Raw genomic sequence first — 20,329 nt, forward strand, 5'->3', positions numbered from 1 at the left:
ATCAAACTACCTCATCTGCCCAATAAAAGGATTCGAGCCTTTGCGCTCATACACAATCTCTTCGGGTTTCAATCCAAGCTCCTGTTCCAGAAGCTGAGCCAAACGCATCCGACAGTATCCGCCCTGACATCTGCCCATCATAGCACGGGTTCGGTATTTTATTCCCGTCATCGTATGGACTCCAAGCGGATTATGAATTGCCCTTACAAATTCAGCCTTTGACACTTTTTCACATCGGCAGACCAATTCACCGTAATCAGGCTCCTTTTTTATCAGGGCAGAAAGTTCTTCCTCATCCAGTTCTGCGAAACGCATTACTTTCGGCAGTCTGGGATTATAGCCTTCTTTTTTTTCTAGATTTACGTATTCTTTCATCATGCCGATGACATGGCGGGCGATTGGAACTGCAGCCGTTAAGCCCGGAGACTCAATGCCGATAAGGTTTACAGCATTCGGCGCAATGTCGTTTTTTATCTCTATCTTAAAATCCTGAATACTGCCGCTGTCGTCAACGAGCTTCGGCAATATGCCCGAGTAGTTTCTTATGCAGTCCCCGCGGTTGATACAAGGCCAAATTCTTGATGCGCTTTCAACAAGATAGTCAAGATTTTTCTGAAGGACGCCGTAATATGCAAAATCGTTCACATTATCCGCATTAGGCCCTATGATGACATTTCCGTCGGTAGTATTGGTCACATGAATTCCCATGTAGGTATTTGACGGAACAGGGTACACGGGCATAGGAAGAAGAGGTCCTGTCCTTTTGTCAAGTATTATATAGTCGCCCTTAGAACCGATTATCTTGTAGCCTTTTATTCCGAGCATATCTGAAACGGCGCCGCAGCCAAGTCCTGCGGCATTTACGACCCATTTGGAGGCGAATTGTCCCCTGGAAGTTTCCAGCATCCACAGTCCGTCGCCGCGCCTTATTGCACCGACCTTAGTGTCAAAAAAATACTTAGCCCCATTCAAAACTGCGTTTTCCGCGAGTGCGATCGTATAATTAAAAGGATCTACAACTCCGGAATTTTTAGAAAACATTGCGAATTTTCCTACGGCCTTGGGAACAAGGCGGTGGAGCTCATTCTCGGAAATAATGGATAATTCCGTCGCTCCGTTTTTTCTTCCTTGAGCAACGGTTCTTTCAAGAGACTTCCTCTCTTCCAAAGTATTGCCGACAAGAACCTTACCGCACCTGTCGAATCTGAAACCAAGCTCGTCGGAAAGCTGATCCATCATCCTGTTGCCTTCTACACAGAGCTTTGCTTTCAGTGTCCCTGTGTCATAAGCAAAACCGCCGTGAACTACCCCCGAATTTCTTCCGCTGGTTTCATTGCAGACATCAAGATTCTTTTCCAGCACACCTATGGACAGTTTATATGCGGACAGTTCCCTGGCAATGGCGCTGCCTACAACTCCGCCGCCAATGATAAGCACATCATATACAGTTTTCATCTGTTTTCCTCGAATATAATCAGATTGTCGGCTCATAAGCCGCAGTTACTTCTAAAAACCGCAGTTTTTAGAGCTTTCCTGTCAGTAAATCAGATTGACAAGCCCTGTTGATATCCATGGGCAAAAAGCTATAAGGAGCATGCAGATAAACAGCATAATGTAAAAAGGAATGGACTCCACTATAAAATCCTTTATGGTACATTTTGTTATTCCGCATGTAACAAATATAAGCGTTCCCACAGGAGGCGTTACGCCGCCGCAGGCCATCGTAAATATATAGACCATCGCAAAATGGATCGGGTCGATCCCATAAGCGTTCGCTACAGGGGCGAGAAGCGGAACAAGTACGATAAGAGCCGCATTCCCTTCTATGAACATTCCGACCACAATGAGAAATAAGATTACAACTATCAGGAATACATATTTGCTGTGAATAGTTCCAATCACAAGCTGTGTGAATTTCTGTGGAATCTGCCCTCTGGTTAAGACCCACGCGAAAGCAGACGCGGCTCCCACAATTACCATAATCGAAGCGGTGGTTGCAACGGTCTCTTTAAGTCCTATCTTGATGTTTTCAATCTTAAGCTCCTTATAGATAAGTCCGAGCACAAGAGCATACACTATGGCGACAGAACCTGCTTCAGTGGCGGTAAAAATTCCGAGTCTTATTCCTCCAAGAATTATGACAGGAAGGCACAACGGAAGAATCGCTCCTCGTATAGCTTGCGAAGGCTTAACCTCAAGTTTTTCAATCGATTTGTAGCCTCTTTTTTTTGAAATAACGGCAACAAGAATCATCATTGCGACACAGAGCAACAATCCGTTTCCTATTCCGGCAATAAAGATTTTCCCTATGGAAATATTTGCCACAGACCCGTACAGGATCATTGCAATTCCGGGCGGAATCAAGGGCGTGATCATAGAGGACATTGCCGTAACTACCGTGGAAAATTCTTTTGAGAAGCCTTTTTTTTCCATCTCAGGGACAAGCATCTTGGATTCCATCGCCGCATCGGCAAGATTGCTCCCTGAAAGTCCGCCCATAAGAGTTGAAAGAAGGACATTTACCTGTGCAAGCCCGCCTGTCCGCTGTCCGATCAAAAGGTTGCAGAAGTTCATTATCCTTCTTGTAACTCCTGAATAATTCATGAAGACCCCTGCCGCAACAAAGAAAGGAATCGCAAGAAGAGGTATGCTTTCCACGCCGGACAGGATTCTCTGGCCGAGCAGCGTCGTAAGAGAGCCGCCGGAAAGGAAAAAGTATGTTACGGAACCTGCCAAAATGGAAATAAAAACAGGCACGTTCAGAAAAAGAGATGCAAGAAGAACTGCAGCGGCAAGTCCTATAAGCGTTGTCTGCATAGTTACTCCTCCCCGGTTTTTTTACAAAAATTGTTTATTACAATCTGCGCCGACATCAGGACACAGCCGATCGGCAGTGGTGCGTAAATCAATGCAAATGGAATACGCAGTATGTTTGTGACACGAGAGTTATTCAACATCTGCAGCGTGTATCTAAAACCCTGCAGTCCGGCGTACAGCAGAACCGTGATCGAAAAAAGAATGACAGCGCACATGAACGGTTTTCTGATCTTTTTTGGGAATACGTTTACGATCATATCAATAGCCGGATGGCTGCCGGTCACAAACGCATATCTGCCGCCAAAAAACACTACCCATACAATAAGCGCCAGCTGAACTTCCTCTTCCCATGCAAACGGACTTGAAAAGACATAGCGCATAACAACACCGACAAATGTTACTGCGACAAGTAAAACCAAAGCCAATGCGGCAATCACAGTGTCAAGGTTCTTCAAGGCATTTATGAGCAAGGGCTTTTTACACATTTTCCACTCCCGGACGTACGGGCATTAACAGAGTACGCACATACGTTTAATTGATAAAAAACTGTTTTTTCAAATTCAAACTTTTATGTTTCGGCAGTTTTTACGATTTGATTGCAAGAAATTTAGCTTTCCGGAGTTATGCTGCCGCTATGAACGGCAGCATAACCTGAGATGTTATTTTATAATTTTGCGTATCGTGTCAACTATATCGGGAGACCACATTTTCTTGATTTCAGGATCGCTGTAGAACGATTCGGACGCTTTTCTGAAGGCCTCAAGGTCAATATTTGTCACAACAACGCCCGCATCCTTCAGCTTGTTCAAGGCATCCTGTGTAAGAGAATCAAGCTGCTGATTATTGTATACTCCGGCTTTGTTTCCACAGTCAACAAGGATCTTCTGCTGTTCCGGAGACAGTTTTTCATAAAATTTAGTCCCTGTGATCCAGCATGTTTCGTCATAGATATGTCCGTCAAGAATTAGGTATTTTGCAACTTCCTGAAAAGCTCCGTTCAGAATTACCGGAAGAGGATTTTCAAGACCGTCGATTACACCCTGTTGAAGCGCCGTATAGACATCACCCAAGGACATAGGCGTCGGAGTTGCGCCGAGGGCGGCGGTTCCTCTAACCTGAATAACATTGTTCGGTACACGGATTTTTTTTCCTTTCAGGTCTTCAGGGGTCTTTACGGGAGCCTTTGTGATAGTATGGCGAACACCGTAGTTCCATGACGTCAATATCTTGAGATTGCACTGTTTTTCCAGCTCATCGCATTTTTGCTTCCACCAGTCGCTGGCCATAAGCTTTTTGAAATCATCCCAAGAGCCGAACAGGTACGGTGCAAACACTATTCCGAAATCCTTTACCCCCCTGTCCTGAAAAAAGGCGCCGTTTGCCAAAGTGATTACAGGTTCGCCGTTCACAGCTTGGTCAATTATATTGTCCTTTGTTCCAAGCTGACTTGACGGATAAAGCGTGACCGTCATGGAACCTTTGCTTTCCTGCTCTACGTATTCCTTCCATTTCTGACAGGCAAGGTCAATCGGTTCTCCGGGATTGTTCTCATAACCAATCATAACATTTACGGCCTTCTTTTGCGCGCTTTGATGAGAGGACTTGCTGCAGCCCACTAAAAAAATCCCAAGAACAACGGCAAACACCAGAATCAATGTTTTTTTCATATAGACCTCCTAATCAAAAACCGAGAAGAATATTTTCAGCATTCAATCGGTTTTTTACCCACGTCCGCAAATGTATGAGAACGCGATATTAAATAATCAAGTTTTCAAAAGAAAACTCGGTAAACAAAAGCTGTTCTGTTCCGGCAGTTTTTGTTTTACATTCCTTGATAAATTAAGGTATGCCGCTGATATATTCGTGATATATCACAGCCATAATTAGATTATAGGTCTACTTTATTAAGCCGTCAAGTTTAAAAATTAAAACCTATAAAAATCGACAATCTCGCCGCCCGACGGCAAGAAATAAAACCTTGTTTTTTCATTTTTTTTTGTTTATAGTTTTTATATTGTTTTAAGGAGATGTTATGTTATTTTAAGGATGAGCCATGATTGAAAATGAAAACAAAAGCCTGAAAGAGCAAGCCTACTCACATATCAAAAAGCAGATTATCAATAATATTATCAAACCGGGCGAGCCTATCGATGAAAAAAAATATGTTTCCGAACTGGGCATAAGCCGAACGCCCGTTCACGAAGCTATAACAACATTATCTACGGAAGGCCTTGTTTCCATAATCCCCAGAAAAGGGATAACCGCCTCGTTTTTACGGATCAGGGATATTCTTGGCATTTACGAGGTACGGCTTATGCTCGAGCCTCCAATCATACGGAAAATAGCCGACTCCGTATCCGCAGAAAAGCTTTCCGCCTTCAAAAGGGAATTCAATAATACGAAAATGATTTCCGCTACGGCCAGCGGAAGGGATCTGGACAGCGAATTCCACCTTTATCTTGCAGAATGCACGCGTAATCAAATTCTGATCGACACTGAAGAGCGGCTGCTGTCTCAAAGCCAGCGCATAAGGATTCTGTCGTCATTTGCGGACAGCAAAAGCGATGACGATGCACGGCACGAACACATTGAAATGATTGATTCCATCCTCTCGGATGACATAAGCCGTGCGGAAGAAGTCTGCCGCAGCCACCTTGAAAAATCCGTAGAACGGTACAATACCATTTACGCCGCAAGCAACTTCATCATTTAGTTTTTAGCAAATCTCGAATAGCTTCTGCTGCGGATAAAGAAAAATCCATTGTCAAACCTAACCTTTGGCTTTATCATAGGCAAACGCTGTATATTTTGCTGTGAGTTTCTGTTCGTATAATTCTTCTGTCAATATTTTTTATCGTGACGCACTGTTGCCGCATTCGTCTTATGCTGATAAGATATTTTTTAAAAGCGCGTGATTACGATAGCGACAGATAAAGCGCCGAAAGACTTTTCGAAAGTTGATTCTGAATCCGCGAAAGCGGACGTTTAGGATCGGTTCTTTGCAGAACGAGAGCAAGCTTCAACTTTCTGCAAAAGTTTTTACAGGAGACTTATTATGAGCGATGATGTCTTTTGCAGGATAATTTCGGGAGAACTTCCCTGCCGTAAAATTTATGAAGACGAACACACTTTGGTCTTTTTGGATGCGGCAGACGATGTTGACGGTCACACTCTCGTAGTTCCTAAAAAGCATGTGAAAAATATTCTCGATTGCGACAAAGAAACCTTAGCCCATGTTATTGAAACCGTGCAAAAGGTTGCAAAGCACTATGTGGACGACTGCGGGTGGGGTGGCGTCGACGTTATGAACGCCAACGAACCGTGCGCGGGGCAGACGGTTTTTCACTTGCATTTTCATTTGGTGCCGCGGAAAGCGGACGACGGGCTTCCGTCTTTTCCGAAGTATACGGGAACGAAGCTGTCAAAAGACGAATTATGGCAGCGACTTAAAATGGTCTGACGCTTATCGCGATTTTACCGCCAGCCGCTTTTCCGCAAATTTACATCGTCATTCCGAAAACATGGGCGTAGAAAGGTATCTTTCGCCTGTGTCGGGAAGAATCACGACGATAGTCTTTCCTTTGTTTTCAAGCCGTTTGGCAAGACTGATAGCAGCCCATACCGCAGCTCCTGAAGAAATTCCTACAAGAATTCCTTCTTTTCTGCATAATTTTCTTCCCGTTTCAAACGCATCTTCGTTTTCTACGGTTACGATCTCGTCGTAGATCTTTGTGTCAAGGGTTTCGGGAACAAATCCCGCTCCGATCCCTTGAATTTTATGCGGCCCGGAGCGTCCTTCGGACAAAACGGGCGAATCTTTGGGTTCTACGGCGACGATTTTTATTTTTGGATTTTTTGATTTAAGGTATTCTCCTGTGCCGCTTATAGTACCGCCGGTGCCGATTCCTGCAACAAAAATATCCGTTTTTCCTTCCGTATCGTTCCAAATTTCAGGTCCCGTAGTCTTTTTGTGCGCTTCGGGATTTGCGGGATTTTTAAATTGCCCGGGAATGAAACTGCCGGGTATGGATTTTGACAGTTCTTCGGCTTTTTCTATTGCGCCTTTCATTCCCTTAGCCCCCTCCGTCAAAACAAGTTCCGCTCCGTAGGCTTTCATAAGATTCCTTCGTTCGACGCTCATCGTTTCGGGCATTGTAATTATTACCCTGTAGCCGCGCGTGCAAGCTATTGCCGAAAGTCCCACTCCCGTGTTTCCGCTTGTCGGTTCGATTATCACGGAACCCTTTTTTAAAAGTCCCTTCGCTTCAGCGTCGTCGAGCATTGATTTTGCCGCTCTGTCTTTTATACTTCCTGCGGGATTAAAATACTCAAGTTTTGCAAGAATTCTTGCCTGTAAGTTTTCGTCCCTTTCGATATTTGAAAGTTCCAGCAGAGGCGTGTTTCCTATAAGTTCGTCTATTGATTTATATATAGGTTTCATATAATTATCCTAATAAAAAATTTTGCAGGCTCTCGCAGTTAAGCTTCAAGCCGGTTTTAATTTCCGAAAAAGTTTTTAGCCGTGCGCAAAAGCGCGCATGCCAAATTAATTTATGCGCTGTCCGTAAAAATCCGCCTGAGCGATCCTGTCTTTACGGTATATGCGTTTCCCTTACCGCCCTCAATCAAAACGTCGTGTCTATATGCGATACGGTTTTTTCTATTATTTCCTTGCTGGGAATGCGGTTTATTATGTTATATAGCTTTCCGTTTGCGATCAACCGCTTTGCGCTTTGCCCGTCAAGTCCCCTGCTGCCCATATAAAACAAAAGGTTTTCGTCTATCTTTCCGAGCGTTGCGCCGTGGTTACCCGTTACGTCTTCTTCGTCGCACAGTATTACGGGCGTAGATTTATTTATTATATCGTCGCTTAAAAGAAGAACGTCTTCTTTTTCTTCTCCGGAAGAAGACGAACAGCCTTTTATAAAATCTATAGTTCCCTTATAGTTTTTATATGATTTTCCGAGCATGACTCCTTGCGAATTAAAGCCGCTTACAGTCCGCTTCCCGTAATGAATGCCTATGTCGTTTATGTCTAAAGTCTGGCTGTCGTCCGTCATATAGGCCAGTTTGCTTTCAATTTCAGCTCCGTCGCCTTTAAGTGAGGTTTTTGAGCCCAGCCAAGATTTTTCGGCGCCGAAATTTCCGCGTATCAGAGTGAGCTTTGAGTCCCGCTTTTCAAGAGCGCCTATGTCCGAAAGATAAGCGGTTTTTTGTCCCAAAAACTGGATTTTTGAAATTTCCAAGGCGGAATTTTCTTCAAGGCAGCATAGGACGAACACGGCCAAAAATCCTTCGCCCGTGTTTGAAAAATTCGTGTTCTGCCGGCATTCGAAGATGAAGCGCGAATTTGTTCCTTTTTTTGCGTGGATGACAAAAAGAGACGCGTGTTTCTCCTCGGCCTTCAGTTCAATTGTGATATGAGCCGGAAGAATATCTTTGCCGCCAGGACGTGCAGGGTCTGCGCCAGCCGCGTTTAGTCCCGTAAGGCCGTTTGCTTTGCCGCCGCGTTTTTCAGCATCGGAATTTTCCAAGTCCCGGCCGGACTTTGAGGCTTCTACGGTAAAAAACATGCATTTCAGGTTTTGATCCGAAAGCCATTTTTCGACATTTTCACCCAGTGCGCCCGAAATCTTTTCGCCTTTGAAAATTTTAAGCGCTTCGTTCGCATCTGTTCGTAAAAGTTTTATGTTTTCAGGAAGGCATTTTACGCTGCATTCGTTTTCGCTTTTTATTTTTTTCGGTACGGGAATATCGGTATCGTTTATTTTGAGAAAATTCCATGTTTTTGAGGGAAGAGGGCTTGCTTTAAGTATAAGTTCATCGTTTTTCATCAACCTATCGCTCCTTCCATTTCAAGTTTTATAAGATTGTTCATTTCTACCGCATATTCAAGCGGCAGTTCCTTAGCTATGGGATTTGCAAAGCCCGTCACTATCATAGCTCTTGCTTCTTCTTCGTCGATTCCGCGGCTCATAAGATAAAAAATCACTTCTTCGCTTATCTTGCCTATTTTTGCCTCGTGCCCGATATCCGCGTCGCAGGTTCTTACGTCCATTGAAGGAATAGTATCGGATCGCGATTTGTCGTCCAGCATGAGCGATGTGCATGAAACCGAAGATTTTGCGTTTTTGGCGCTCTTTCTTATCTCTACCGAACTGCGGAAAGTGTTGCGGCCGCCGCTTTTTGATATGGACTTTGCATTTACGAACGAAGTGGTGTCCTTGCCTATGTGGACTATTTTCGTTCCCGTGTCCAAGTCCTGTCCGCTGCCGGAAAACGTTATTCCCGTGTATTCGCTTTTTGATCTGTCGCCTTTTAAAATACTGTTCGGATAAAGATATGAAGTGTGGGATCCGAAAGAGCCCGATATCCATTCTATAGTGCCGTCTTCTTCTACGAGCGCCCGTTTTGAATTAAGGTTGTACATGTTTTTTGACCAGTTTTCGATCGTGGAATAACGCACAGTGGAATTTTTTCCTACGTATATTTCTACGCAGCCTGCATGAAGGTTTGCGACGTTGTATTTGGGCGCGGAACAGCCTTCGATAAAGTGCAGGTATGCGTCGTCGTCGACTATTATTAGAGTATGCTCGTATTGTCCTGCGCCCGGCGCGTTAAGGCGGAAATACGATTGCAGAGGGATATCCAAGTGAATCCCCTTGGGAACATATACGAACGATCCGCCAGACCAAACCGCTCCGTGCAGGGCCATAAACTTGTGTTCCTGCGGCGGAAGCAGGCGCATGAACTTTGATTTTACAAGATCTGCGTAAGGGCCTGTAAGGGCGCTTTCCATGTCGGTGTATACGACGCCTTTTTTCGTCACTTCCTCTTTTACGTTGTGATAGACAAGTTCGGAATCGTATTGGGCTCCGACTCCCGCAAGAGCTTCCCGCTCCGCCTGGGGAATTCCAAGCCGCTCGAAGGTGTTTTTTATGTCGGCAGGAACTTCTTCCCATTTGCCTTTCATGCTCGTGTTTGCGCGCACGTATGAGGAAATATCTTCCATGTTAAGTTCATCAAGCGGCGGCCCCCAGTCGGGAAGAGGAATTTTATTGTAAAGTTTTAGAGATCTCAGCCGAAATTCTCTCATCCACTCAGGATCGTTTTTTTCTCTGGAAATGGTTTCTACTGTCTCGCGGGTAAGTCCGCCGCTCAGACGGTAAAAATCGCTTTCGTCGTCTTTAAAATCGTAAAGATTGCGATTTATGTCATCTATCTTTGTTTTCTTTTTCATGATTTAAACCTTGCATCAGAGCTTTGCCGTCATTTGACTTTGATTAGGTTTGCCGCCTGCGAGACTTTGCGATGCCCCGCCGCCGAATTTTTCAAAACCGTTTTTGTTTATCTCTTCGATCAAGGAAATATCACCGGTTTTTACTATTTGTCCTTTTACGATAACGTGCACGTAATCCACCTTGATGCTTTCAAGGATTTTTGCACTGTGCGTTATTATTAAAAGCGAGCCGTCTCCTTCTTTTTGGAACTCTTCGATACCCCTTGAAACCGTGCGCACCGCGTCTACGTCAAGTCCGGAATCTGTTTCGTCAAGGATTGCGAATTTAGGCTCCAGCATGAGCATCTGAAGTATTTCCGTCTTTTTTCTTTCTCCGCCCGAAAAGCCTACGTTGAGGTCGCGGTCGGCATAGGAAAGATCCATGTTAAGCAGATTCATTTTTTCTTCGATCTTTTTTCTTACCGTAAAGAGATTTTGGCGTTTTCCCGAGCGCTGTTCCATAGCGCTTCGAATGAATTTTGCGACGCTTATGCCGGGAATTTCGACCGGGGTTTGAAAGGTCATAAACATACCCATTTTGGCTCTTTTGTCGGGTGGAAGACTTGTGATGTCTTCGGAATTGAAGTAGATGTTGCCGCCGCTGATATGATATGCAGGATGCCCCATTATAGCGTTGCCGAGAGTGGATTTGCCCGCTCCGTTGGGTCCCAGCAGGACGTGCGTTTCTCCGGGCATTATATTAAGATTTATGTCAGAGAGAATCTCTTTGTTTTTGATTCCCACCGACAAATTTTTTGCGGATAACAATATATTATTCATACGGAACTCCGTGAATTTAAAATTTAAACATTACTGTATGAGTTTAAATAAAATAATAAAAATATACAATGTCAAGTTTTTTCTGAACTCTTTCGTTGTTCAATGAGACGGCGAGGTTCCGGTTGCGTGCCGCTTTTGCCGGCATTTTTGCGGCGGCACCGTTTTGCCGTGCCGCGTAGTGTTTTCGCGGGCCGCGATGTTTTTTCGCCGTGCCGTTTCACAGCCTTGCTAGTCTGCCGATTTACTGCTATTCTTAAATTGCATGTTTTTTTATCGAGGCAAAGCATGGAGCAGATAATAACAAGTCTTTTGGATACCGATTTGTATAAGTTCAGCATGGGGCAGTTCGCCATGCGCAGATACGGCGACGCAAACGTAGAGTGGAAATTCGTATGCCGGACTAAAGACGTTCATTTTACCGCCCCTATGATCCGTGAAATAAAGCGCCAGCTGGAATTATACTGTAAGTTGAATTTTACGGTGGAAGAAATAAATTATCTTTCGTCTATAAAATGGCTTGACAAGGGATATATTTCGTTTTTATCCGTATGGCATCCGATGATGGAACATTTTATTATTTCCGATGATGCCGACTGCGGTTTGAATATCAGAACGGTAGGGCCGTGGTTTTTAACCATATATTACGAAACTCCGGTTCTTTCTATAGTAAATGAAGTTTATTACAGTTTTAAATATAAAAACGAATACGATAAAATAGCGCAGTCAGCCATCGAACGCACAAAGCAAAAAATCGCCGATCTCGGCAGCAAAAAATATGTCATCGGTTCTTTTTCCGAATTCGGAACGCGCCGCCGCCTTAATTCTCACATTCAGCTCGAAGTGATACGCATGTTCAAGCAGGCGGATCTTGAGAGACGTTTGGGCTCTTCTCAATTCAACGGAACTTCAAACGTTATGATCGCAATGCGCGAAAACATAAGACCAATAGGTACTATGGCCCATGAAGTTTTTATGGTGACGGGGCAGGGATATCCTGAACGCAATCCCGCATATTCCAATAAATTTGTTATGGACGAATGGCACGATTTATACGGCATACAGCTGGGCATCGCGCTTACGGATTGCATAACCACCGACTGTTTTTTGCTGGACTTTGACATTAAAAATGCAATGCTCTTTGCCGGCGTAAGAAACGATTCCGGCGATCCGTTTGAATGGGCGCGTAAGATGATCGCTCATTATAAAAAACTGGGCATTGATCCCAAAACAAAAACCCTGCTTTTCAGCGACAATCTTGATTTTGACATGGCCGATAAAATTTACAGGGAATTCGGCGATCAGGCGCGGGTTTCCTTCGGCATAGGAACGTTTCTTGTGAACGACACTTACGTTCCTTCTTTAAACATAGTGATGAAAACGGTTCAGGCAAACGGAATCCCCGTCGTGAAAATTTCGGATTCTCCCGGGAAGGGCATCGGCGAAGATAAAGCTTACGAAGATTATCTGCAGCGCGCCATAGATTGGCGCATAAGCAACCGCTAAAAGCTCTTTTACGCATTTTTAGCTTATGATACGGACAAAGGACAATAATTATGGAATTATCTGAAAAAGCGAAGGCCTTGTCGGCGGGAAATTCCGCTATAAGAAAATCTTTTGAAGAAGGCGCCGAAATGGCGAAAAAGATCGGGGCTGAAAACGTTTTTGATTTCAGTCTCGGAAATCCCTGCGCACGAGTGCCCGCTAAGGTCAAAGAAAGCATCCTGCGCCTTGTAAACGAATGCGACGGTCAATATCTTCACGGATACATGAAAAATGCGGGCTACGACGAAGTGCGAGAAGCCGTAGCGGAATTTTTGAACCGCCGCTACGGCATGAAATACGATGCAAAAAATATAGTCATGACGTCGGGAGCCGCAGGCGGACTTAACTGCATTTTTCGTACGTTTTTAGATCCCGACGAAGAAGTTGTGTGCTTTGCACCTTTTTTCGGCGAGTATAAAAATTATGTCTCAAGCGCAGGCGGAAAACTTGTCGCCGTTCCACCGGACACGAACACGTTTCAGCCTAATCTTGACCTGCTTGATTCTTACATAAACGAAAAAACAAAGATCATACTTTTGAACAATCCGAATAATCCTACCGGAGTAATCTATTCGTCCGAAATTTTTAAAAAACTTCAAGAAAAAATCAATGAAGCGCAAAAGAGGATCGGACACGAAATCTGTGTAGTTTCTGACGAGCCTTACAGAGAACTCGCCTATGACGGAAATACGGTTCCGTATGTTCCTCGTTACATAAAAAACTGCATAGTAGCGTATTCATTCAGTAAATCCTTGTCCCTGCCGGGAGAAAGAATAGGCTACGTTGCCGTTCCGCCTGATATGCCTTTAGAAATTATTTCGGCTCTTATCGCCGTCATGCGGGTAGGGTACGTCAACGCGCCTTCGCTTTTTCAGCTTGTGGTTAAAGACTGTCTTGAAGAAAGAGCCGATCTGGAATTTTACGACGTTAACAGAAGATGCCTTTATGAAGGGCTCACCCGGTTGGGATTTACCTGCCTTAAACCGCAGGGAGCGTTTTATCTGTTTTTAAAATCGCCGGTTCCGGACGAGGCCGATTTCGTTGCGGAAGGCAAAAAACACAACATACTGATGATACCGGGATCCGCCTTCGGCTGCTCAGGTTATGTGCGCCTTGCCTATTGCATTCCACAGGATAAGGTAAGAAGATCGCTGGCCGCGTTTGCAGAATTGGCCAAAAAGTATTTTTAGATAAGGCCGCTGTACTGTCTGCCGTTTGGGGCGCATAGTTTGGCATCTCTTGGTTTTGCCGAAAATGCCGCTGCGGTATTTGACCGCGCTTAAAGTGAAAATTTGCTCTTGCATAATTTCTTATGCTATAATTCTTTCAACGGAGTGTGTATATGGATTTTAAAAGTGCGAAAAGCGAATATTCGGATTTCGGCGTAGATGTAGATAAAGTCCTTTCCAAACTGGAAAAGATTGCGATATCCGTACATTGCTGGCAGGGCGACGATGTGGGAGGTTTCGAGCGTCCCGGTTCCGTTTTAAGCGGCGGTGGCATTCAGACGACGGGCAATTATCCCGGCAAGGCAAGAAACATTGACGAACTGAGAAGCGATTTTGAAAAGGTTCTTACGCTCGACGGTGGCGCGCACCGCATAAATCTTCATGCAAGTTACGGCGACTTCTGCGGCGGCTTTGTAGAGCGTGATAAAATCGAAGAAAAACATTTTCATTCATGGATAGACTGGGCCAAAGAAAAAAAGATTGGAATAGACTTTAACGGAACGTTTTTCAGTCATCCCATGGCGGAAAGCGGTTTTACCCTTTCGAGCAAGGACAAGACCGTTCGTGAATTTTGGATAGAGCATGAAAAACGATGCCGCAGGATTGCGGCATATATCGGCAAAAATATGGGAACGCCGTGCATCCTTGATACGTGGATTCCTGACGGTGCAAAAAACATTACGGCCGACAAAATCGGTTACCGTGCTGTCTTAAAAGATTCCCTCGATAAAATTTTTAAAGAAAAATACGATAAGCGTCTCATGCGCGACGCGCTTGAAACAAAGCTTTTCGGTATAGGTTCCGAATCGTTTGTAGTCGGTTCTCACGAATTCTACATGAATTATGCGGCAAGAAATTCCCTTATGCTTTGCATAGACATGGGACATTTCAATATAGGAGAAGACGTTTCGGATAAACTTTCTTCGATTCTTCTTTTTGACGATGAAGTTCTCATGCACATAAGCCGGCCGCTGCATTGGGACAGCGATCACGTCGTTTTGTTTAACGACGCTGTAAAATCGGTGGCGGAAGAGCTTGTAAGAAGCGGAAAACTTACGAATGTTCACATAGGTCTTGATTTTTTTGATGCTTCCATAAACCGCATAGGAGCGTGGGCAGTAGGCACGCGTTCAACTCGCAAGGCTCTGCTTTTTGCTATGCTTGAACCGCTGGACACTCTTATAGAACTTGAACAAGCCGGGAGAGAATTTGAAAAAATGGCTCTACTGGAGCGGCAAGCGACGCTTCCTTTCGGTTCCGTCTGGAAAGAATACTGCCGTAGAACCGGCGCCCCTGACGACGATGAAATGGTAAAGGCTGTCTGTGATTATGAAAAGAAGGTTCTGTCCGGCCGGAAATGATTTTCGGCAAAGGTTAAAGAGTCGGCGCTTTTTTATTAGGAGATGTTATGGAATCCATTTTAGATATTGAAGTTATACAAGGGTACGTAAGGATGTGTAACGACGGCTGGCTTTTAGGCTGGCACGAAAGAAACGGCGGAAATTTGACATACAGGATGAAAGGCGAAGAAGTAGAAGCCTGCCGCAAGTTTTTTAAAAAGGCCCCCGGCGATTGGGTTTTAATGGACGTTCGGGCCGAAAATCTTAAAAACGAATATTTTATAAGCACAGGAAGCGGTAAATTTTTTAGAAACGTCGTTTTAGCGCCTCAAGATAATATATGTATTGTTGAAATAAACGGCAGCGGCGACGGTTATCGTATCGTTTGGGGGCTTGAAAGAGGAGGGCGCCCTACGAGCGAATTTTCGTCTCATTTTTTAAATCACAGCGTAAAGAAGGAAATAACGAACGGAGAATACCGCGTCATCTATCACGCTCATCCTGCAAATTTAATTGCAATGACTTACGTTCTGCCCTTGACGGCTAAGGCGTTCAGTCGTGCGCTGTGGCAAAGCGCCACCGAATGTCCCGTCGTGTTTCCGGGAGGGGTGGGAGTTGTGGAATGGATGGTTCCCGGCGGAGCGGACATTGCGCGAGCGACAAGTTCCCTTATGAGAGAATTTGACGCGGCTGTGTGGGCTCATCACGGGCTTTTTTGTGCGGGGCCCGACTTTGACATAACGTTCGGTCTCATGCATACGATAGAAAAGTCCGCTGAAATATACGTAAAAGTCCTTTCGACGGGCAAAAAGGTTTTGCAGACGATCACCGACAAAGACCTTCGTGCCGTAGCCCGCGATTTTAAGGTAAATTTAAACGAAAAATTTTTGGATAAGTGACACTCGTCGATCCGCTCCGACCGCCTTAAAGCGTTCCCGCGACAATTGCAAGCTGGCTTGCGAAGCAAGCCGTTTGCTGCAAACTCGCTAAAATCTCATGCCCAATGAAAACGTGTATTGAAAAAAATCTTTCGGAACATTATACGCCAGAACAAAGCTGAGCGCGGGAATCATGATCTTTGAAAGATACATTTTTATTCCGCCCAAAGGGCCGTGACAAATTAAGGAAGTTTCGTCCCAGTCTTCTGCGGCGCAAAATTCGTACATACCGTATACTGAAAAATTACCTATCTCCGTTTTAACGGCGATTGCTTCAAATCCTGCCGATGCGCCTGCGATCTTTTCCGTAATAAAGTCGTTGGGCAAAGTAAATATTCCTACGGAAGAGTTTGAATTATATTCCGTGCGCAAAAGGTCTATACCGTATGACATGGCTGCATGAGAGACAAATCGCGTACGAGGGAACAAAAGTTTTTGAAAATGAAAATTTATTTCCGTATTTTGTGAAAATCCGTTAAGGTCGGAAAAATAAACGGTTCCCTGCAAAACGGCGGAACGTTCGGAAATATACCAACCGTCCCAATCCGCTTTACTGAATGTAAGGTTCGGTATGACGCAAAAACTGCGGCTTGATTTGAATATGTCGGTAGGATCGTCTATCTTATGTTGCAAATATGCAAAGCCAAGGCCGCCTGAAAATTCTTTCGTAAATTTTTCAAGCAGGGAAACCGTAATGTTCCAGCTGAAAGCGTCGTATTTCAGCAAAAGTTCATCGGACGAATTTGTTATTTCATTTGTCCTGTTTGACAGCATTCCGAAAACCGCAAATCCCGGATGTGAAATATCCGTGGCTCCCTTGGTAAATGACGCCATTCCTAACGCGGCTTCTTTTGAAAATATACCGCCTACGACGAACGAATCCTTTCGGCCGAAGGCGTTAGTGTCCATAACAAAGCCTCCTCCCGAAAAAGATCCGTTTGAATATGAGGCAATCGGGAGGGGTATAAAACTTATTTTTTCTTTTACCGTAATATGAAGAATCGGCGCATCGCTTTCCGTCTCTTCAATCGCAATTTGAATGTCCGAAAAAAGCCCTTCTTCTATGAGATCGCTTTCAACGTCTTTAAGATTAATTTCGCCGCAGTCCATGAGGGTGTATTTTTTCAGCACGTTTTGAATGTAAGAATTACGCGTTTTCTTTAGGCCGTCCACTTTGATCTGTGAAACGGGCTCCGCATAAATACAGCCTGCCGCCGATAGATAAAGAGCCGCCGTAAAGACGGTTACAAATGCGGCTGCACGGACACGGTTATGCAATAAGATTTTTATAGTTTTTATAAGACAGATCATTTTTTTATTTCCTTAAATTAGCTTAAACTTCAAGTTTTATATTTTATAATGGGCGGCATTTGTCGCGCATGGATGTGCGATTCGCTAGTAGTGCCGCGGGAAGCTCAAGATTCAAGCCGTTTAGGAAATTATTATATACCATATGCATAAAAAATAAAATACGGGGCATAAGCGCAGTAAGCGGCGCATAAGTGTGCATTGTGTCGGACATGCAAAAAAAACGCCCTGACCTAAGATCAGGGCGGAATGAGGAGATTTTTTTCAAGTCAAAATTTTATTATATGAATCATTTGTACCGTCGTCGGCATAGACAAGGCTGTCCATCAATTTGAGGTTAATTTTTTGATCGATGCCGATATTGTCAAATGCATGGGGATCGGAAATAACACGAACCGAAATTCCGCCGCCAATATCAATCTGGCAATCATTTTCATTTCCAAGGTAATAGATTGTCTTGAGAGTTCCGGTCAAATCGCCGCCGTCAGAAACGATTTTCACATTTTCAGGTCGAAGTGTAAGGACCACATCGCCGGTCTTATCGCCGCCATAGGCAATACTCTGTTCCGTCCCTTTCAGGAACAGACGGCCGTCTTTTACCGTGCCTTTTAGAAAGTTTGCCTTGCCGACAAAGTTTGCAACAAACTGGTTTACCGGATGACAATAAATTTCAAGCGGAGAACCAACCTGTTGAACCACGCCATTGTTCATAAGGAACACACGGTCGGACATTGTCATTGCTTCAACCTGATCGTGGGTCACATATACAACCGTAATTCCAAGTCTTTTCTGAATTTCCTTTATTTCAAAGCGCATGCTTTCACGCAGTTTTGCGTCAAGGTTCGAAAGCGGCTCATCGAGCAACAGAAGTTTCGGCTTTGCAACCAACGCACGGCCAAGAGCCACACGCTGCTGCTGTCCGCCTGAAAGCTGAGACGGCATACGGTCTTTATACTGCCCCAGATGAACAACTTCAAGTATGCTTTCAACATCCTTCCTTATCTGCTCTCTGCTCATCTTCAGTATCTTCAACGGATAAGCAACATTGTCAAACACATTCATATGCGGCCAGACCGCATAGGTCTGAAAGACCATTCCAATTCCACGTCTTTCAGGCGGCAGAAATACCTTGTCATCTGAAACGACATTGCCGTCAATCAAGATAGCGCCGCTTGTCTGCTTGTGAAAACCTGCAATCATCCTAAGGAGAGTGGTTTTCCCGCATCCTGAAGGACCGAGAAGAGTTATGAACTCCCCGTCTTTTATCTCCGCATTGAATTTTTTTATTACCACTTCCGGACCGAACGCTTTTACAACGTCTTTTATAGTTACTGTAGACATTTTTTTCCTCCTAATCGGCTAACTTTCAGGTTAGATTGAGAACTTACCCTTTGTCATTTTATTCAAAACCGTGTTCAATATGATGACGATGATCAAAATCCCTACCGCCAGGGCCGAAGCCGTCTGCTGGCTTGTAAATGTCTGATATTCGAACAACTGCACGCCTAAAGTCATAGTATCTTTTGAATACAACAAGGTAGACATGGTAAGCTCATAGAAACATGGCATGAAAATCAGAAACCAGCCTGCAACGGCAGACGGGCTTATAAGCGGAAGGACAACATCCTTCAGACGGCGAAGCCATCCGGCTCCCGCAATCTGAGCCGCTTCTTCCAGCGACGGACTGATCTGCGTAAAAGCGGAAACTACTGTCCGCATACCCATCATCATGTATTTGATCATGTAAGCAATAACCATGATGCTAACCGTGTTATATATGTTTATTCCAAACTTTCCGGTCATCGTCATGATCAAAGCCAATGCGATTACAACACTCGGTGTTCCGGATCCCACGGTGATAAGGAAGTCGGGAATTCCACGGCCTTTTGTAGTCGTACGCTTTAAAAGCCATGCCATTGTGATGCTGACCGCCATCCCGAAGGTTGCCGCCAGAATCGCCATGTAGACACTGTTCTTGAATGCCGTTATGATCGCCTTTCTGGAAAGGACAATTTTCCAATATTTCCATGTTATATTCTTAGCGGCAAAGAAGGGTTTTCCCATATTCTGCGTGATTGAAGTCGCAATCACCGTCCAGAACGGTATGACCACAACAACAACGGCAAACAAAGACACAAGGGCTGTAATCGGGATTCTCCAACGGCCAAGGTCAACAATAGCCGGGTGTGTGGACTTACCTGAGACCGTAATATAATCTTTCTTACCGACAACAAAGTTTGAAACATATAGAATTATCAAAGCAATGACCATAAGGAACACCGCAAGACAAATCGCATGCGTAAGGCCTTCCGAGTTGCCGATCTGAACATAATCGACGATTCGAGTAGTCACGGTATAGATCTGACCCGGAGCGCCGATGATCGAAGGAATTCCATAGGCCGAAGCCGATGCCACAAACATGAGCAATGACGCTGCAATAAGGCTGGGCAAAGTTAACGGAATTGTAACCGAAAGCAATGTCTTCAGTGGCGATGCCCCTGAAATTCTCGATGCCTCTTCCAAAGAAGGATCCATTTTCTCCATTGCTCTTGAAATAGTGATGAAAGCATAGGGATAATAGAAGGTTGTAAGCACCCATACCACACCGCCGGTCGTATATATGTTAAACGGACAGGAAGGCAGATGGAATATTTTCATCAAAACAACGTTCATCGTTCCTACCGTAGGGTTTAAAAGGCGGAGCCATGCCATAGCTCCAACATACGGCGGAACCATATATGTCATAACAAATATCGTCCTGAATAATTTCTTTCCATAAAGGTTTGTGCGTCCGACAAGCCACGCCAAAGGGAAAGCCAGCAAAACGCCGAAAACCATTGTAAGCGTTGCCGTAACAAGAGTTGTCTTTAAACAAGTCCAGTTAAGCGCATAAGAATAGATGTTCTTAAAACCGGATAATGAAAAGCTGCCGTCTATATAAACGGAGCGGACAATAAGATAAAAAATCGGGAACACTTGAAAAACAAGCATGAATCCGACAATTACAGATATGATTATCCACTTGAAATCAAAATAGAATTTCTGATCCAGTGTTTCTTGCTGATTCATATTCCAGCTCCTGAAAAGGGAATGCAG

The 20,329-nt window shown here is 44.4% G+C and carries 17 protein-coding genes; 6 read left to right on the forward strand and 11 right to left on the reverse strand.

Annotated features, from left to right (window positions below; genetic code table 11):
- Positions 1-6 precede the first annotated feature (6 nt).
- The 4 genes from HRI96_RS04850 to HRI96_RS04865 all read right to left on the reverse strand — a co-directional run bounded on the left by HRI96_RS04850 (position 7) and on the right by HRI96_RS04865 (position 4,484).
- Positions 7-1,455 carry an NAD(P)/FAD-dependent oxidoreductase gene (locus HRI96_RS04850; protein ID WP_210118389.1) on the reverse strand — a complete coding sequence of 483 codons (1,449 nt, stop codon included), beginning with the start codon at positions 1,453-1,455 and terminating at the stop codon, positions 7-9.
- Positions 1,456-1,536: 81 nt separating this feature from the next.
- Positions 1,537-2,817 (reverse strand): TRAP transporter large permease, encoded by a 1,281-nt coding sequence (locus tag HRI96_RS04855; protein ID WP_210118390.1) that lies wholly within the window; start codon positions 2,815-2,817, stop codon positions 1,537-1,539.
- A 2-nt stretch (positions 2,818-2,819) separates the two neighbouring features.
- Entirely contained in the window at positions 2,820-3,302 is a 483-nt protein-coding gene (locus HRI96_RS04860; RefSeq protein WP_210118391.1) for a TRAP transporter small permease, read from the reverse strand.
- 174 nt (positions 3,303-3,476) lie between these two features.
- Positions 3,477-4,484 carry a C4-dicarboxylate TRAP transporter substrate-binding protein gene (locus HRI96_RS04865; RefSeq protein WP_210118392.1) on the reverse strand — a complete coding sequence of 336 codons (1,008 nt, stop codon included), beginning with the start codon at positions 4,482-4,484 and terminating at the stop codon, positions 3,477-3,479.
- 386 nt (positions 4,485-4,870) lie between these two features.
- Between HRI96_RS04865 and HRI96_RS04870 the strand changes: the two genes are divergently transcribed.
- Together HRI96_RS04870 and HRI96_RS04875 are read left to right on the forward strand one after the other, a co-directional pair.
- On the forward strand, positions 4,871-5,530 hold the full coding sequence (locus HRI96_RS04870; RefSeq protein WP_210118393.1) for a GntR family transcriptional regulator: 660 nt from the start codon (positions 4,871-4,873) through the stop codon (positions 5,528-5,530).
- A 342-nt stretch (positions 5,531-5,872) separates the two neighbouring features.
- Positions 5,873-6,277, forward strand: a complete 405-nt coding sequence (locus tag HRI96_RS04875) for an HIT family protein (protein ID WP_210118394.1) — start codon at positions 5,873-5,875, stop codon at positions 6,275-6,277.
- Between the two features lie 48 nt (positions 6,278-6,325).
- Here HRI96_RS04875 and cysK read toward each other — a convergent pair whose 3' ends face one another.
- From cysK to sufC, 4 genes are all read right to left on the reverse strand, one after another.
- The gene (gene cysK / locus HRI96_RS04880; RefSeq protein WP_210118395.1) at positions 6,326-7,258 is read right to left on the reverse strand and encodes a cysteine synthase A; all 933 of its coding nucleotides are present in this window, start codon (positions 7,256-7,258) and stop codon (positions 6,326-6,328) included.
- A gap of 184 nt (positions 7,259-7,442) precedes the next feature.
- Positions 7,443-8,651, reverse strand: a complete 1,209-nt coding sequence (locus tag HRI96_RS04885) for a SufB/SufD family protein (RefSeq protein WP_210118396.1) — start codon at positions 8,649-8,651, stop codon at positions 7,443-7,445.
- Positions 8,651-10,057: a Fe-S cluster assembly protein SufB gene (sufB, locus tag HRI96_RS04890; protein WP_210118397.1), complete on the reverse strand. Its 1,407-nt coding sequence runs from the start codon at positions 10,055-10,057 to the stop codon at positions 8,651-8,653. The genes HRI96_RS04885 and sufB overlap by 1 nt, the downstream gene beginning before the upstream one ends.
- A 15-nt stretch (positions 10,058-10,072) precedes the next feature.
- Entirely contained in the window at positions 10,073-10,876 is an 804-nt protein-coding gene (sufC, locus tag HRI96_RS04895; protein ID WP_210118398.1) for a Fe-S cluster assembly ATPase SufC, read from the reverse strand.
- A gap of 285 nt (positions 10,877-11,161) precedes the next feature.
- Here sufC and pncB point away from each other — a divergent pair, with 285 nt between their 5' ends.
- The 4 genes from pncB to rhaD all read left to right on the forward strand — a co-directional run bounded on the left by pncB (position 11,162) and on the right by rhaD (position 15,886).
- On the forward strand, positions 11,162-12,379 hold the full coding sequence (gene pncB / locus HRI96_RS04900; RefSeq protein WP_210118399.1) for a nicotinate phosphoribosyltransferase: 1,218 nt from the start codon (positions 11,162-11,164) through the stop codon (positions 12,377-12,379).
- Between the two features lie 50 nt (positions 12,380-12,429).
- Entirely contained in the window at positions 12,430-13,608 is a 1,179-nt protein-coding gene (locus tag HRI96_RS04905; protein ID WP_210118400.1) for a pyridoxal phosphate-dependent aminotransferase, read from the forward strand.
- A 152-nt stretch (positions 13,609-13,760) separates the two neighbouring features.
- Positions 13,761-15,008 carry an L-rhamnose isomerase gene (locus HRI96_RS04910; RefSeq protein WP_210118401.1) on the forward strand — a complete coding sequence of 416 codons (1,248 nt, stop codon included), beginning with the start codon at positions 13,761-13,763 and terminating at the stop codon, positions 15,006-15,008.
- A gap of 47 nt (positions 15,009-15,055) precedes the next feature.
- Complete coding sequence (gene rhaD, locus HRI96_RS04915; protein WP_210118402.1) at positions 15,056-15,886, forward strand: rhamnulose-1-phosphate aldolase; 831 nt, start codon at positions 15,056-15,058, stop codon at positions 15,884-15,886.
- A gap of 87 nt (positions 15,887-15,973) precedes the next feature.
- Here rhaD and HRI96_RS04920 read toward each other — a convergent pair whose 3' ends face one another.
- From HRI96_RS04920 to HRI96_RS04930, 3 genes are all read right to left on the reverse strand, one after another.
- Positions 15,974-17,236 (reverse strand): BamA/TamA family outer membrane protein, encoded by a 1,263-nt coding sequence (locus HRI96_RS04920; protein WP_210118403.1) that lies wholly within the window; start codon positions 17,234-17,236, stop codon positions 15,974-15,976.
- 261 nt (positions 17,237-17,497) lie between these two features.
- Entirely contained in the window at positions 17,498-18,574 is a 1,077-nt protein-coding gene (locus tag HRI96_RS04925; RefSeq protein WP_210118404.1) for an ABC transporter ATP-binding protein, read from the reverse strand.
- 30 nt (positions 18,575-18,604) lie between these two features.
- Entirely contained in the window at positions 18,605-20,302 is a 1,698-nt protein-coding gene (locus HRI96_RS04930) for an ABC transporter permease (RefSeq protein WP_210118405.1), read from the reverse strand.
- Between the last annotated feature and the right edge of the window lie 27 nt (positions 20,303-20,329).

The organism is Treponema parvum, from assembly GCF_017893945.1.
GTDB lineage: Bacteria > Spirochaetota > Spirochaetia > Treponematales > Treponemataceae > Treponema_D > Treponema_D parvum_A.